Annotated in this window: 14 protein-coding genes; 13 read left to right on the top strand and 1 reads right to left on the bottom strand. The window is 73.7% G+C overall.

The genetic code is table 11. The features are described 5' to 3' along the window. Window positions 1-121 precede the first annotated feature (121 nt). The 11 genes from ftsZ to FKM96_RS01670 all read left to right on the top strand — a co-directional run bounded on the left by ftsZ (window position 122) and on the right by FKM96_RS01670 (window position 10,978). Window positions 122-1,372, top strand: a complete 1,251-nt coding sequence (gene ftsZ, locus FKM96_RS01720; protein WP_147793783.1) for a cell division protein FtsZ — start codon at window positions 122-124, stop codon at window positions 1,370-1,372. A 4-nt stretch (window positions 1,373-1,376) separates the two neighbouring features. Continuing rightward, on the top strand, window positions 1,377-2,138 hold the full coding sequence (gene pgeF / locus FKM96_RS01715; protein WP_147793782.1) for a peptidoglycan editing factor PgeF: 762 nt from the start codon (window positions 1,377-1,379) through the stop codon (window positions 2,136-2,138). A 123-nt stretch (window positions 2,139-2,261) separates the two neighbouring features. Next, window positions 2,262-2,747: a cell division protein SepF gene (locus FKM96_RS01710; protein ID WP_147793781.1), complete on the top strand. Its 486-nt coding sequence runs from the start codon at window positions 2,262-2,264 to the stop codon at window positions 2,745-2,747. Window positions 2,748-2,771: 24 nt separating this feature from the next. Beyond that, window positions 2,772-3,062, top strand: a complete 291-nt coding sequence (locus tag FKM96_RS01705) for a YggT family protein (protein ID WP_147793780.1) — start codon at window positions 2,772-2,774, stop codon at window positions 3,060-3,062. A gap of 157 nt (window positions 3,063-3,219) precedes the next feature. Then, on the top strand, window positions 3,220-3,876 hold the full coding sequence (locus tag FKM96_RS01700) for a DivIVA domain-containing protein (protein WP_147793779.1): 657 nt from the start codon (window positions 3,220-3,222) through the stop codon (window positions 3,874-3,876). Window positions 3,877-3,999: 123 nt separating this feature from the next. After that, window positions 4,000-4,452 (top strand): TraR/DksA family transcriptional regulator, encoded by a 453-nt coding sequence (locus tag FKM96_RS01695; RefSeq protein ID WP_371300520.1) that lies wholly within the window; start codon window positions 4,000-4,002, stop codon window positions 4,450-4,452. Between the two features lie 93 nt (window positions 4,453-4,545). Next, window positions 4,546-5,250, top strand: a complete 705-nt coding sequence (locus FKM96_RS01690; protein WP_147793777.1) for a signal peptidase II — start codon at window positions 4,546-4,548, stop codon at window positions 5,248-5,250. After that, on the top strand, window positions 5,243-6,178 hold the full coding sequence (locus FKM96_RS01685) for an RluA family pseudouridine synthase (protein ID WP_147793776.1): 936 nt from the start codon (window positions 5,243-5,245) through the stop codon (window positions 6,176-6,178). The genes FKM96_RS01690 and FKM96_RS01685 overlap by 8 nt, the downstream gene beginning before the upstream one ends. Before the next feature lie 78 nt (window positions 6,179-6,256). After that, window positions 6,257-9,835, top strand: a complete 3,579-nt coding sequence (dnaE, locus tag FKM96_RS01680; protein WP_147793775.1) for a DNA polymerase III subunit alpha — start codon at window positions 6,257-6,259, stop codon at window positions 9,833-9,835. A 124-nt stretch (window positions 9,836-9,959) separates the two neighbouring features. Further along, window positions 9,960-10,352, top strand: coding sequence for a helix-turn-helix transcriptional regulator (locus tag FKM96_RS01675; RefSeq protein ID WP_246855136.1), 393 nt, complete (start codon window positions 9,960-9,962; stop codon window positions 10,350-10,352). Continuing rightward, window positions 10,349-10,978 carry an SRPBCC family protein gene (locus FKM96_RS01670; RefSeq protein ID WP_147793774.1) on the top strand — a complete coding sequence of 210 codons (630 nt, stop codon included), beginning with the start codon at window positions 10,349-10,351 and terminating at the stop codon, window positions 10,976-10,978. The genes FKM96_RS01675 and FKM96_RS01670 overlap by 4 nt, the downstream gene beginning before the upstream one ends. A gap of 106 nt (window positions 10,979-11,084) precedes the next feature. Here the strand turns inward: FKM96_RS01670 and FKM96_RS01665 are convergent, their stop codons facing one another. Continuing rightward, window positions 11,085-11,303, bottom strand: coding sequence for an RNA-binding S4 domain-containing protein (locus FKM96_RS01665; RefSeq protein ID WP_246855135.1), 219 nt, complete (start codon window positions 11,301-11,303; stop codon window positions 11,085-11,087). 64 nt (window positions 11,304-11,367) lie between these two features. Between FKM96_RS01665 and hisD the strand changes: the two genes are divergently transcribed. Continuing rightward, window positions 11,368-12,690 carry a histidinol dehydrogenase gene (gene hisD / locus FKM96_RS01660; protein ID WP_147793772.1) on the top strand — a complete coding sequence of 441 codons (1,323 nt, stop codon included), beginning with the start codon at window positions 11,368-11,370 and terminating at the stop codon, window positions 12,688-12,690. A 73-nt stretch (window positions 12,691-12,763) separates the two neighbouring features. Continuing rightward, window positions 12,764-13,186 (top strand): hypothetical protein, encoded by a 423-nt coding sequence (locus FKM96_RS01655; protein WP_147793771.1) that lies wholly within the window; start codon window positions 12,764-12,766, stop codon window positions 13,184-13,186. Window positions 13,187-13,203: the final 17 nt, after the last annotated feature.

The following is a 13,203-nucleotide window of genomic DNA, read 5'->3' as shown; positions in this document are numbered from 1 at the left end:
GCACCGGTCGTTGAACGACCCGGGCGCGCCACATACCGTCACACCTAGACAGAACTGACATAACTATAACCCTCTAGTTGAGGGTGAAGGTTCGTCGACATCGCAACGAGAGGCACCCACCGTGGCAGCTCCGCAGAACTACCTGGCGGTCATCAAGGTCGTCGGCATCGGTGGCGGCGGCGTCAACGCCGTGAACCGCATGATCGAGGTCGGCCTCAAGGGTGTCGAGTTCATCGCCATCAACACCGACGCCCAGGCCCTGCTCATGTCCGACGCGGACGTCAAGCTCGACGTCGGCCGGGAGCTGACCCGCGGCCTCGGCGCCGGCGCCGACCCGGAGGTCGGCAAGAAGGCCGCCGAAGACCACGCGGAGGAGATCGAGGACGTCCTGCGCGGCGCCGACATGGTCTTCGTGACCGCGGGCGAGGGCGGCGGCACCGGCACCGGCGGCGCGCCCGTCGTGGCCCGGATCGCCCGCTCGCTCGGCGCGCTGACCATCGGCGTCGTGACGCGCCCGTTCACCTTCGAGGGCCGCCGCCGCACCGTGCAGGCGGACTCGGGCATCGAGGCGCTGCGCGCCGAGGTCGACACCCTCATCGTCATCCCGAACGACCGCCTGCTGTCGATCTCCGACCGCTCGGTGTCGGTGCTCGACGCGTTCCGCTCGGCCGACCAGGTGCTGCTCTCCGGTGTGCAGGGCATCACCGACCTCATCACCACGCCGGGCCTGATCAACCTCGACTTCGCGGACGTGAAGTCCGTGATGCAGGGGGCGGGGTCGGCCCTCATGGGCATCGGCTCGGCCCGCGGGGAGGACCGCGCGGTCCAGGCGGCCGAGCTCGCGATCTCCTCGCCGCTGCTCGAGGCCAGCATCGACGGCGCCCACGGCGTGCTGCTGTCCATCCAGGGTGGCTCGGACCTCGGCCTGTTCGAGATCAACGAGGCCGCCCGCCTCGTGCAGGAGGCCGCGCACCCCGAGGCCAACATCATCTTCGGCGCCGTCATCGACGACGCCCTCGGCGACGAGGTGCGCGTGACCGTCATCGCGGCCGGCTTCGACGGCGGTGCCCCGGTGGTCCGCCGCGACGGCCGCGGGCTCGGCCAGGTCTCCGCCGGCGGCGGCCAGGCCGCGCAGCAGGCGCCCGCGTCGATCCCGCCGGCCGCGGCCGTGCCGACGACGACCGCGGCGCACGCCGCGGTCCCGCCGCGCCCGGTCGGCCCGGACGAGGAGCGGCGCCAGGCCGCCGAGGTCCCGGCGTTCCTCACCCCGGACCAGGCCGGCACCAGCCAGCTCGAGGTCCCGCGGATCTTCGAGGAGGAGGTCGCCCGCCGCAAGGAGGACGACCTGGACGTCCCCGACTTCCTCAAGTAGCGGCGTGGCGCTGCCGGTCCTCGGGGTCGACCTCGGCCCGGGCGTCCGCGCGGGGTTCACCACCCGCGCGGGCGGGGTCAGCGCGCCCCCGTGGGCGGAGCTCGACCTCGGGCTGCTGGTCGGCGACGACCCCGCGCACGTGCGGGAGAACCGCGCGCGCGTCGCGGCGTGGGCCGGCGCGCCCGTGGCCTGGGCCACCCAGGTGCACGGCGCGGACGTGCACGTGGTCGGCGGCCCGGCCGACGCCGCGGGCGACACGGTGGGGGAGGTCGACGCGCTCGTGTCGGCCGTCCCCGGCACCGCGGTCGGCGTGCTGGTCGCGGACTGCGTCCCGGTGCTGCTGGCCGACGCGGGGGCGCGGGTGGTCGGCGCGGCGCACGCCGGGCGGCGCGGCCTGGTCGCCGGTGTCGTCCAGACGACCCTCGCGGCCATGGTCGCGAGGGGCGCCGACCCGGGGCGGGTGCGCGCCGTCGTCGGCCCGGCGATCAGCGGCGCGCGGTACGAGGTGCCCGCCGCGATGCGGGACGAGGTCGACGCGCTGGTCCCGGGAACCGCCTGCACGACCGACGCGGGCACGCCCGGCCTCGACCTCCCGGCCGGCGTGGCCGCGGTGCTGCGGTCGGCCGGGGTCGGCGACGTGCGCCTCCCGGGCTGGTGCACCGACGCCGACCACCGGTTCTACTCGCACCGGCGCGCCCAGCGCGCCGGGACCACCACCGGGCGGTTCGCCGGGGTGGTCGCGCTCGCCGAAATGCCGGGTGAGTGATATGTCCGGAAATTGCTCCGAGGACACGCCGACACGCCGCGTGTCGCAGCGCGGTCGCATCCCGGCGCATTGCTAGCGTGACGGCGCAGGAGATGTGAGCAATTCGGGGATGGAGTGATCGCGATGGCCGGAGCGCTGCGCAAGACCATGCTGTACCTCGGGCTTGCCGACGACCGGGGCGAGCACGACCAGTACGTCGACGAGTACGACGAGCCGGAGGCGACGGTGGGACAGGACTACGAGGCCGAGGTCACGCCGCTGCGCCGCGAGCCGGCGCCGGAGCGACCCGTCGCCGCCGCGGCCCCCGCGCCGCGCCACGACGGCGAGGTGCGGCGGATCACCACGATCCACCCGCGCTCGTACAACGACGCGCGCAAGATCGGCGAGGCGTTCCGCGAGAACACGCCGGTCATCATGAACCTCTCCGACATGGACGACGCCGACGCCAAGCGGCTCGTCGACTTCGCCGCGGGCCTCATCTTCGGCCTGCACGGCGCGATCGAGCGGGTGACCAACAAGGTCTTCCTGCTGTCGCCGCAGTCGGTGGAGATCACCGGCGACGGGCGTGCCCCCGAGGGCTCCCGCGCCGGCTTCTTCAACCAGAGCTGACGAGGATCGGGGAGACTGGGACGCGTGACCCTCGTCCTCGGCCTGCTGCAGATCGTCGTCCTGGCCTTCATCCTGGTCCTGCTCGTGCGCCTCGTCCTCGACTGGGTGCAGTACTTCGCCCGGGACTGGCGGCCGCGCGGTGCCGCGCTCGTGGTCGCGGAGATCACCTACTCGGTGACCGACCCGCCGCTGCGGGCGCTGCGCCGGGTGATCCCGCCCCTGACCCTGGGCTCCGTGCGCCTGGACCTGGCGTTCCTGGTCCTCATGCTCGGCTGCTCCTTCCTGCTCTCGCTGCTGGGCGCGCTCGCCGCATGACGCGGCCCCGCGCGCAGCACGCCGGCCCGGTGGCCGGCACCCGCGCACGCCCCGCCGACCGGGTCGCGTGCACAAACCGGAATGTCCGCTACGGTGGCTCGAGGTGGTCGGCGGACTGCCACCGGCTCGACCCAGTACGACCGAAGAGGTGACGACGATGGCACTGCTCACAGCAGACGACGTCCTGAACAAGAAGTTCCAGGCGACGAAGTTCCGCGAGGGGTACGACCAGGACGAGGTCGACGACTTCCTCGACGAGGTCGTGAACACCCTCCGGGAGACCCAGAGCGAGAACGAGGACCTCAAGTCCAAGCTCGCCGCGGCCGAGCGCCGGATCGCCGAGCTGAGCCGCCAGGGGGCGCAGGCCGCCCAGGCGCCGAAGCCCGAGGCCGAGAAGCCCGCGCCCGCCCCGGTGCCCGCCGCCGCCCCGGCGCCGGCCCCCGTCGCCACCGCTCCGGTCGCGCCGCAGCGGCAGAGCGAGCCCGAGTCGGCCACCGGCATGCTCGCCCTGGCGCAGAAGCTGCACGACGACTACGTGCGCAGCGGCCAGGAGGAGGGCGACCGCATCGTGAACGAGGCGAAGGGCCAGGCCCAGCGCATCGTCCGCGAGGCGGAGGAGACCTCGGCCCGCACGCTGTCCGAGCTGGAGCAGGAGCGGTCGATCCTCGAGCGGAAGATCGACGAGCTCCGCGTCTTCGAGCGCGACTACCGCACGCGCCTGAAGAGCTACCTCGAGAACCTGCTGGGCGACCTCGACAACCGGGCCAGCGCGCTGCCGCAGCGCGGTGCCCAGGGTGCCACCCCGTCCGTCTGACGGATCGCACGCTCGTCACCCACGACACACCACGCCCGGCCTCGGGCGTGGTGTGTTGTGCGTCCGGGCGACGGGCGACTAGTCTCTGCGGACTCATCTGAGGAAAGAGGACCCGACGTGGCCATCAACGACTCGCTCGACGCGACCGCTGCCCGCCCGCTGCCCGACCTGACGGACGCGGCCACGCGGTTCCCCGTCCGCGCGGGCGAGGACCCCTGGACCGAGGAGGAGGTGCGCGAGGTCGCCACGGAGCTGATCAGCGAGATCGACCGCCTGACCTCCGAGCTCGCCGCCGCCGACGAGGAGCTGTCGAACCTGCTCCGCAACTCCGGGGACGGCGCGGGTGACGACCAGGCGGACTCCGGCTCCAGCGCCCTCGAGCGCGAGCACGAGCTGACCCTGGTCAACAACACCCGGGACATGCTCGAGCAGACCACCCGCGCCCTGGCCCGCATCGACGCCGGCACCTTCGGCCGCTGCGACTCCTGCGGCGAGGCGATCGGCAAGGCGCGCGTGCAGGCGTTCCCGCGCGCCACGCTCTGCGTGTCCTGCAAGCAGCGCGAGGAGCGCCGCTGACCGCTCGCGGACGACCGCGTGACGACGGCCCCCGGCGCGACGCCGGGGGCCGTCGTGCGTCCGGGGCCGCGCGCGCCCGTAGACTCCTGCGCGATGTCCGCCACCCCCGGCCCCGCGGCCGACGACGCGCGCCGCGACGCCGCGTCCGCCGCGCCCGTGCCGCCCGCGTCCGAGCCCGCCGCGTCCGGGGCCGGTGCGCCCGCCGCCGACCCCGAGGCCGTCGCGCCGGCGCGCCGCCGGCGCCTCGTCGCGACCCTGGTCGCCCTCGCGGCGGTCACGCTCGTGCTCGACCAGGCGACGAAGGCCTGGGCGCTCGCCGGCCTGGACGAGGGCGTGCGGCACCCCGTGCTGGGCGACCTGCTCGGCCTGCAGCTCCTGTTCAACCCGGGCGCCGCGCTGGGCCTGGCCACGGGCACGACGTGGCTGCTGACGATCGTCGCGATCACCGTCGTCGTGGTCATCATCCGGGTGTCCCGGCGGCTCGGGTCGACGGGCTGGACGATCGCGCTGGGCCTGCTGCTCGGCGGCGCGCTGGGCAACCTCGTCGACCGGCTGATCCGCGACCCGGGCGTCTTCATGGGGCACGTCGTGGACTTCATCGCGTACGGCGACCTGTTCGTCGGCAACGTCGCCGACATCGCGATCGTGGCCGCGGCCGGCCTGCTCATGCTGCTGTCGCTCATGGGTGTGCGGCTGGACGGGACGCGCGAGCGCCGTGAGGACGCGGCGGAGCCGAGTGACGGCGCGGCGGGCGCGACGCCGGCCACGACGCCGGAGGACGGCCGCCGCGATGGCTGACGTCCGCACCCTGCCCGTGCCCGACGCCCTCGCGGGCGAGCGGGTGGACGCCGCGCTGTCCCGGATGCTCGGCCTGTCCCGCACCCGCGCCGCGGAGCTGGCCGAGGGCGGGTTCGTCCGGGTCGACGGCGTCGAGGTCGGGAAGTCCGCCCGGCTGCCCGCCGACGCGTGGCTCGAGGTCGAGATGCCGTCGGTGGCGCCGGTGTCGACCGTGCCGACCGAGGACGACGTGCCCGCGCTGCGCGTGGCCTACGAGGACGACGACGTCGTGGTCGTCGACAAGCCGGTGGGCGTCGCCGCGCACCCGTCGCCGGGCTGGACCGGCCCGACCGTCGTCGGCGTGCTCGCCGCGCGCGGCTACCGGATCTCCACGTCGGGCGCAGCGGAGCGCCAGGGCGTCGTGCACCGGCTCGACGTCGGAACCTCGGGCCTCATGGTCGTGGCGAAGAGCGAGCACGCGTACTCGGTGCTCAAGAGGGCCTTCAAGGAGCGCACGGTCGAGAAGGTCTACCACGCGCTCGCGCAGGGCCACCCGGAGCCCACCACGGGCACCATCGACGCCCCCATCGGCCGGCACCCCAGCCAGGACTGGAAGTTCGCGGTCACGGCGGAGGGCAAGCCCTCGGTGACCCACTACGAGGTGCTGGAGATGCTGCCCGCCGCGTCGCTGTGCGAGGTGCACCTGGAGACCGGGCGCACGCACCAGATCCGGGTGCACTTCCAGGCGCTGCGGCACCCGCTGGTCGGCGACCTGACCTACGGCGCCGACCCGGCGCTGGCGGAGCGGGTCGGGCTGACCCGGCAGTGGCTGCACGCGATGCGGCTCGGCTTCGCGCACCCCGCGGACGGCCGGTGGCTCGAGGTCACCAGCGAGTACCCCGCGGACCTGGCGCACGCCCTGGAGACCCTGCGCGACGGGTACCGCTGACGCGGAGCGGTGTGACGTCTGCCCCGGGGGCGGCGGGGCGGCGCGGGGCTGTCAGAGCCTCGACCTAGGATGGCTCGCATGGCATCAGGTGGCAGCAACGGGTCCGACTTCGTCCACCTGCACGTCCACTCCGAGTACTCGATGCTGGACGGCGCGGCGCGGGTCGGGGAGATGCTCGCGGAGGCCCAGCGCCTGGGTCAGACCGCGATGGCGATCACCGACCACGGGTACCTGTTCGGGGCGTTCGACTTCTACTCCCAGGCCAAGAAGCTCGGCATCAAGCCGATCATCGGCGTCGAGGCGTACGTCACGCCCGGCACCAGCCGGTTCGACCAGACGCGCGTGCGCTGGGGCGAGGCGCACCAGGCCGCCGACGACGTCTCCGCCCGCGGCGCCTACACGCACATGACGCTGCTGTCCCGCACGACGGCGGGCATGCACAACCTGTTCCGGATGGGGTCGCTGGCGTCTCTCGACGGGCAGATGGGCAAGTGGCCCCGCATGGACCGGGAGCTGCTGCAGACCTACAGCGACGGCCTCATCGCGACGTCCGGCTGCCCGTCCAGCGAGGTGCAGACCCGGCTGCGGCTGGGCCACTGGGACGAGGCCGTGCGCGCGGCGGGCGAGCTGCAGGACATCTTCGGCAAGGAGAACTTCTTCGTCGAGGTGATGGACCACGGGCTCGAGATCGAGCGCCGGACCGTCAAGGACCTCATCCGGCTCGCCGAGCAGATCGGCGCGCCGCTCGTCGCGACCAACGACCTGCACTACACGACCAAGGACGACGCGCACGCGCACGAGGTGCTGCTCGCGGTGCAGTCCGGGTCGACCCTCGACGAGCCGACGTACGACCAGGGCGGCTCGCGGTTCGCGTTCGGCGGCGACGGCTACTACGTGAAGTCCGCCGAGGAGATGCGCCGCACCTGGGCCGAGCTGCCCGAGGCGGTCGACAACACGCTGCTCATCGCCGAGCGGTGCGACGTCGAGTTCCCGACCGGCGCCAACTACATGCCGCGGTTCCCGGTGCCCGCGGGCGAGGACGAGAACTCCTGGTTCGTGAAGGAGGTCGAGGCCGGCCTCCAGCGGCGGTACAGGGGCAACGTCCCGGACGACGTGCGCAAGCAGGCCGAGTACGAGACCGGCGTCATCGTCCAGCTCGGGTTCTCCGGCTACTTCCTCGTCGTCGCCGACTTCATCCAGTGGGCCAAGGACCAGGGCATCCGCGTCGGGCCGGGCCGTGGTTCCGCCGCCGGCTCGATGGCGTCGTACGCCATGGGCATCACCGAGCTCGACCCGCTGCGGCACGGGCTGATCTTCGAGCGGTTCCTCAACCCCGAGCGCGTCTCCTGGCCCGACGTCGACGTCGACTTCGACGAGCGCCGGCGCGGCGAGGTCATCCGGTACGTCACCGAGAAGTACGGCGACGACCGGGTCGCGCAGATCGTCACCTACGGCACGATCAAGGCCAAGCAGGCGCTCAAGGACTCCTCCCGCGTGCTCGGCATGCCGTTCGCGATGGGGGAGAAGCTCACCAAGGCGATGCCGCCCGCGGTGATGGGCAAGGACATCCCGCTGTCGGGCATGTACGACCCCGAGCACCCCCGGTACGCCGAGGCCGAGGAGTTCCGCCAGGTCGTCGCCGCCGACCCCGAGGCGCAGCGCGTCCTCGAGACCGCGCGCGGCCTGGAGAACCTCAAGCGGCAGTGGGGCGTCCACGCCGCCGGCGTCATCATGTCCAGCGAGCCGCTGATCGACATCATCCCGATCATGAAGCGGCCGCAGGACGGCGCGGTCATCACGCAGTTCGACTACCCGACGTCCGAGGGCCTCGGCCTGATCAAGATGGACTTCCTCGGGCTGCGGAACCTGACGATCCTCGACGACGCCCTGCGCAACATCGTCATGAACGGCAAGCCGCAGATCGAGCTCGACGACATCGAGCTCGACGACCGCGCCACCTACGAGCTGCTCGGCCGGGGCGACACCCTCGGCGTGTTCCAGCTCGACGGCGGCCCCATGCGGTCCCTGCTGCGCCAGATGCGCCCCGACAACTTCGAGGACATCTCCGCGGTCATCGCCCTGTACCGGCCGGGTCCGATGGGCATGAACTCGCACACGAACTACGCGCTGCGCAAGAACGGCCTGCAGCCGAACACGCCCATCCACCCGGAGCTCGAGGAGCCCCTGGCGGAGGTGCTCGACGGCACCTACGGCCTCATCGTGTACCAGGAGCAGGTGCAGAAGGCCGCGCAGGTGCTCGCCGGCTACTCGCTCGGGCAGGCCGACCTGCTCCGCCGCGCGATGGGCAAGAAGAAGAAGGAGATCCTCGACAAGGAGTTCGTGCCCTTCGAGGCGGGCATGAAGGAGCGGGGCTACTCCACCGCGGCCATCAAGGCCGTGTGGGACGTGCTCGTCCCGTTCGCCGGGTACGCGTTCAACAAGGCGCACTCCGCCGGGTACGGCGTCGTCTCGTACTGGACGGCGTTCCTCAAGGCGAACTACCCGACCGAGTACATGGCGGGCCTGCTGACCTCGGTCGGCGACGACAAGGACAAGTCCGCGCTGTACCTCGGCGAGTGCCGCCGCATGGGCATCACGGTGCTGCCGCCGGACGTCAACTCCTCGTCCGCGCTGTTCACCGCGGTGGGCGACGACATCCGGTTCGGCCTCACCGCCGTCCGCAACGTCGGCGCCAACGTGGTCGAGGCGATCGTCCGCACCCGCGAGGAGAAGGGCGACTTCACGTCGTTCACCGACTTCCTCGACAAGGTGCCCGCGGTCGTCTGCAACAAGCGGACCATCGAGTCGCTCATCAAGGCCGGGGCGTTCGACTCGCTCGGGCACGCCCGCCGCGCGCTGCTGCTCGTGCACGAGCAGGCCGTCGAGTCCGTCATCGGCGTCAAGCGCAAGGAGGCGGAGGGGCAGTTCGACCTGTTCGCCGACCTGGGCACCGACGACGGCCCCGGGTTCTCCGTGCAGGTGCCCGACGTCCCGGACTGGGACAAGAAGCAGCGCCTGCAGTTCGAGCGGGAGATGCTCGGCCTGTACGTCTCCGACCACCCGCTGTCGGGCCTGGAGCACGTGCTGTCCGCCGCCGCCGACGTGTCGATCGCGACCCTCAACGCCGACGAGGCGCGCCCGGACGGGTCGACCGTCGTCGTCGCGGGCCTGGTCACGTCGCTGCAGCGGAAGATGTCCAAGCAGGGCAACCCGTGGGCCGCCGTCACGCTGGAGGACATGGAGGGCTCCGTCGAGATCATGTTCTTCGGCGAGACCTACCTCGCCTACTCGACCGTGCTCGCCGAGGACGCCGTCATCGTCGTCCGCGGGCGGGTGCGCCGCCGGGACGACGCCATGCAGCTGCAGGCGATGGAGGTGTCGCTGCCCGACCTGTCGGCCGTCGCGGACGCGCCCGTCGTCGTGACGCTGTCCGAGGCGCGGCTGACCCCGCCCGTGGTCGACCGGCTGCTCGAGGTGATGAAGACCCACCCCGGCATGACCGAGCTGCACCTCCGGGTGGCGAAGGCCAACGGGCGGCGGGCGCTGGTCGTCCCGAGCGACGGCTGGCGGGTCGAGCGGTCGCCCGCGCTGTACGGCGACCTCAAGGCCCTCCTGGGTCCGGGCTGCCTGCAGACGGCCACCCCGGTCCCGGTCTGACGGACCCGCCTCCGCACGACCTCGCCGAGCCTCCGTCCCCGGCCTGCCCACCGCCCCGGCGTGCAGGCTGGGAACGGAGGCTCGGTGTTATTGACCGTTGCGTTATATAACGCAGGATGGAAACATGGCGCGGGTGCAGGTGATGGACGCGTTGGGGGACCCGGTGCGGCGACGGCTCGTGGAGCTGCTCGCCGACGGGTCGCGCCCGGCCGGGGAGCTCGCGGCCGCAGTCGGTGCCGAGTTCGGCATCAGCCAGCCCGCGACCTCCCGGCACCTGCGAGTGCTGCGCGAGGTGGGCCTGCTCACCGCCGAGGCCGACGGCACGCGGCGGCTGTACGCCGTCCGGCCCGAGGCGCTCGACGAGGTGCAGGCCTGGGTCGGCGGCGTCCGGCGGTTCTGGGACCAGCGGCTCGACGCCCTGGGCACGGAGGTCGCGCGCGGGCGCCGGGAGCGCGGCGGTGCTGATCCGGCGACCGCCGGGCGGCGCGAAGGCGACGGCGAGGAGCGGGCGCGATGACGGGCACGGACGGGACGACGGGCGGGACAGCGGGCACGTTCGGGACGACGGGCCGAGCGGCGGGCGGCGACGCGTCTCCGCGCACGGGCGGGCCAGCGGGTGCGACAGCGCCGACGGGGGTCGACGACCCGCTCGGGGCGCTGCGGCTCGGCGGCGAGGCGTCGGTGACGTTCCGTCGCGGGTACCCCACGGACGCGGCGGACCTGTGGGACGCGGTGACGACGCCGGAGCGCCTGGCGCGCTCGCTCGGGCCGGTGCACGGCGAGCTGGCACCGGGCGGGACGTACGAGCTCCGGATGGGCGCCGACGAGGCGGGCTCCGACCAGAACGCCACGGGCGTCGTGCGATCGTGCGACCCGCCGCGGTCGTTCGCCGTCCAGTGGTGCTTCCCGGGTGAGCGGCCGAGCGAGGTCGAGGTCCGGGTCGAGCCGGACGCGGCAGGGGAGGGCGCGGTCCTCGTGCTCGTCCACACCCGGCTCGAGGATGCGCAGGCGATCGGCTACGGCGCGGGCTGGCACACGTCCCTGGACCAGCTCGCGGACCACCTGGCGGGTGCGGAGGTCCGCGACTGGGACGCCCGCTTCACGGAGCTGCTCCCGACCTACCGCGCCGCCGCCGGGCGCTGACCCCGCACGTCCGCCCGTCGAGATGGCAACTCTCGGCTGTGCGCGGCGGGCCCGAGACAGCCGAGAGTTGCCATCTCGGCGACGGGGGCCAGGGGTGCGGCTCGGGTCAGCCGACCTCGGCCGAGTTGGCGCCGCGGGGGTCGTCGACCTCGACCACGTCGCCCTTGCGCAGCTGGCGGCCGCGGCGGGACTCGGGCTCGCCGTTGACCTTGACCTCGCCCTCGTCCAGCAGCGTGCGCGCGTCGGCGCCCGAGTCGGCCAGGCCGGCCAGCTTGAGGAACTGGCCGAGGCGGATGGAGTCGTCGGAGATCGGCACGATGGTCACGCGTCCATCCTGCCAGGGCCGGACCGGCGCGCTGCGCGTCGGCGCCCGCGAATAGACTCGGGTCGTGATCTCCCGCATCGACCTGCGTGGTCGCACCCTGTCCCGCCGCGAGCTGCTCGAGACGCTGCCGCGCCCCGAGCTGGACGTCGAGTCCGCCGCCGCGGCCGTCGAGCCGATCCTCGCCGACGTCCGCGCCCGCGGCGCCGCCGCGCTGCGCGAGCTGGCCGAGAGGTTCGACGGCGTGCGCCCCGAGCACCTCCGCGTGCCCGCCGACGCGATCGCGGCCTCCGTGTCCGTGCTGGACCCGGCCGTGCGCGCGGCCCTGGAGGAGACGATCCTGCGGGTGCGCCAGGTGCACGCCGCGCAGCGCCCCGCCCACCACACCGTGCAGGTCGCGCCCGGCGCGCAGGTCCGGCAGCGGTGGATCCCGGTGCGCCGGGTCGGCCTCTACGTGCCGGGCGGCCTGGCCGTCTACCCCTCGTCGGTCATCATGAACGTGGTCGCGGCGCAGGAGGCCGGCGTGGGCTCGCTGGCCGTGACCTCGCCGCCCCAGCGCGACAACGGCGGCCTGCCGGACCCGGTGGTGCTCGCCACCTGCGCCCTGCTCGGCGTCGACGAGGTGTACGCCGTCGGCGGCGCGCAGGCCATCGGCATGCTCGCCTACGGCGCGACGGGCTCGGAGCCGGCCGACGGGGACACGCTGTGCGAGCCGGTCGACGTCATCACCGGCCCCGGCAACGTCTACGTCGCGGCGGCCAAGCGCCTCGTGCGCGGGGCGGTCGGCATCGACGCCGAGGCCGGCCCGACCGAGATCGCGGTGCTCGCCGACGGCACGGCGGACGCCGACCACGTCGCCGCGGACCTCGTCTCCCAGGCCGAGCACGACCCGCTGGCGGCGTCCGTGCTGGTCACGACGTCGATCGAGCTGGCCGGGGCCGTCGAGTCCAAGCTCGTGGTCCGGGTCCAGGCGACCCGGCACGCCGAGCGGGTGGCCCAGGCGCTCACCGGGCCGCAGTCGGCGATCGTGCTGGTCGACGACCTCGACGCCGGCCTCGCGGTCGTCAACGCCTACGGCGCGGAGCACCTGGAGATCCAGACCGCGGACGCCGCCGCGGTCGCGGAGCGCGTGACCAGCGCGGGCGCGATCTTCGTCGGGGCGTACTCGCCGGTGTCGCTCGGCGACTACATGGCCGGGTCGAACCACGTGCTGCCCACGGGCGGCTGCGCGCACTTCTCGTCCGGCCTCGGCGTGCACTCGTTCGTGCGCGCGGTGCAGGTCGTCGAGTACGACGCGGACGCGCTGCGCGAGGTCGCGGACCGGATCGTCGCGCTGGCCGACGCCGAGGGGCTGCCCGCCCACGGCGAGGCGGTCCGCGCGCGGTTCTGACCGAGGGGCCTGCCGACCGACGTCACCCCGGGATCGTCCGCGCGACCGACGTGGTCCCGGCTACCGTCGGCGCGTGCGCACGCGAACCCGTCCGGCCGTCCTCCTGGTGGCGTTGCTCCTCGTCGGCGCCGTGACCGGCTGCGACGACGTGGGCGGCGCTGCGTCGGGCGACGGCACGCGCGGGCCGACGACGACCGCCGGGGCGACGGCGCCGGGCGACGACCGGGGAGGCGCGGACCCCTCGGTGGACGCGGCACCGTCGACCGCCGCGAGCCCCGATGCGGGTGCCGCCCCCGCCGACGACCCCACCCCGGGCCAGCCCTGCGAGCCGGGGTCGCACCCCGACTGCTCGGACGCCACCGGCACCGAGGGCGCGCCGTACCGGATCATCGCGGGCTACGCGGACTGCCTCGCGCTGCACGGCCCCGACGAGGCGTACGGGCTCTGCACCGACCTGGACGGCGACGACCACGCGGGCTACGCGGACGCCGGCTGACCCGCTCGACCCGCGGA

The sequence above is a fragment of the Cellulomonas sp. Y8 genome (genome assembly GCF_008033115.1).
GTDB lineage: Bacteria > Actinomycetota > Actinomycetes > Actinomycetales > Cellulomonadaceae > Cellulomonas.
Note: the sequence above shows the minus strand (reverse complement) of the source record. Positions and strands in the feature narration are given on the sequence as shown.

Coding starts and splice junctions, on each gene's coding strand:
- FKM96_RS01710 (WP_147793781.1), top strand. CDS start 2,262: ATGGCCGGAGCGCTGCGCAAGACCATGCTGTACCTCGGGCTTGCCGAC.
- FKM96_RS01700 (WP_147793779.1), top strand. CDS start 3,220: ATGGCACTGCTCACAGCAGACGACGTCCTGAACAAGAAGTTCCAGGCG.
- FKM96_RS01690 (WP_147793777.1), top strand. CDS start 4,546: ATGTCCGCCACCCCCGGCCCCGCGGCCGACGACGCGCGCCGCGACGCC.
- FKM96_RS01685 (WP_147793776.1), top strand. CDS start 5,243: ATGGCTGACGTCCGCACCCTGCCCGTGCCCGACGCCCTCGCGGGCGAG.
- dnaE (WP_147793775.1), top strand. CDS start 6,257: ATGGCATCAGGTGGCAGCAACGGGTCCGACTTCGTCCACCTGCACGTC.
- FKM96_RS01675 (WP_246855136.1), top strand. CDS start 9,960: ATGGCGCGGGTGCAGGTGATGGACGCGTTGGGGGACCCGGTGCGGCGA.
- FKM96_RS01670 (WP_147793774.1), top strand. CDS start 10,349: ATGACGGGCACGGACGGGACGACGGGCGGGACAGCGGGCACGTTCGGG.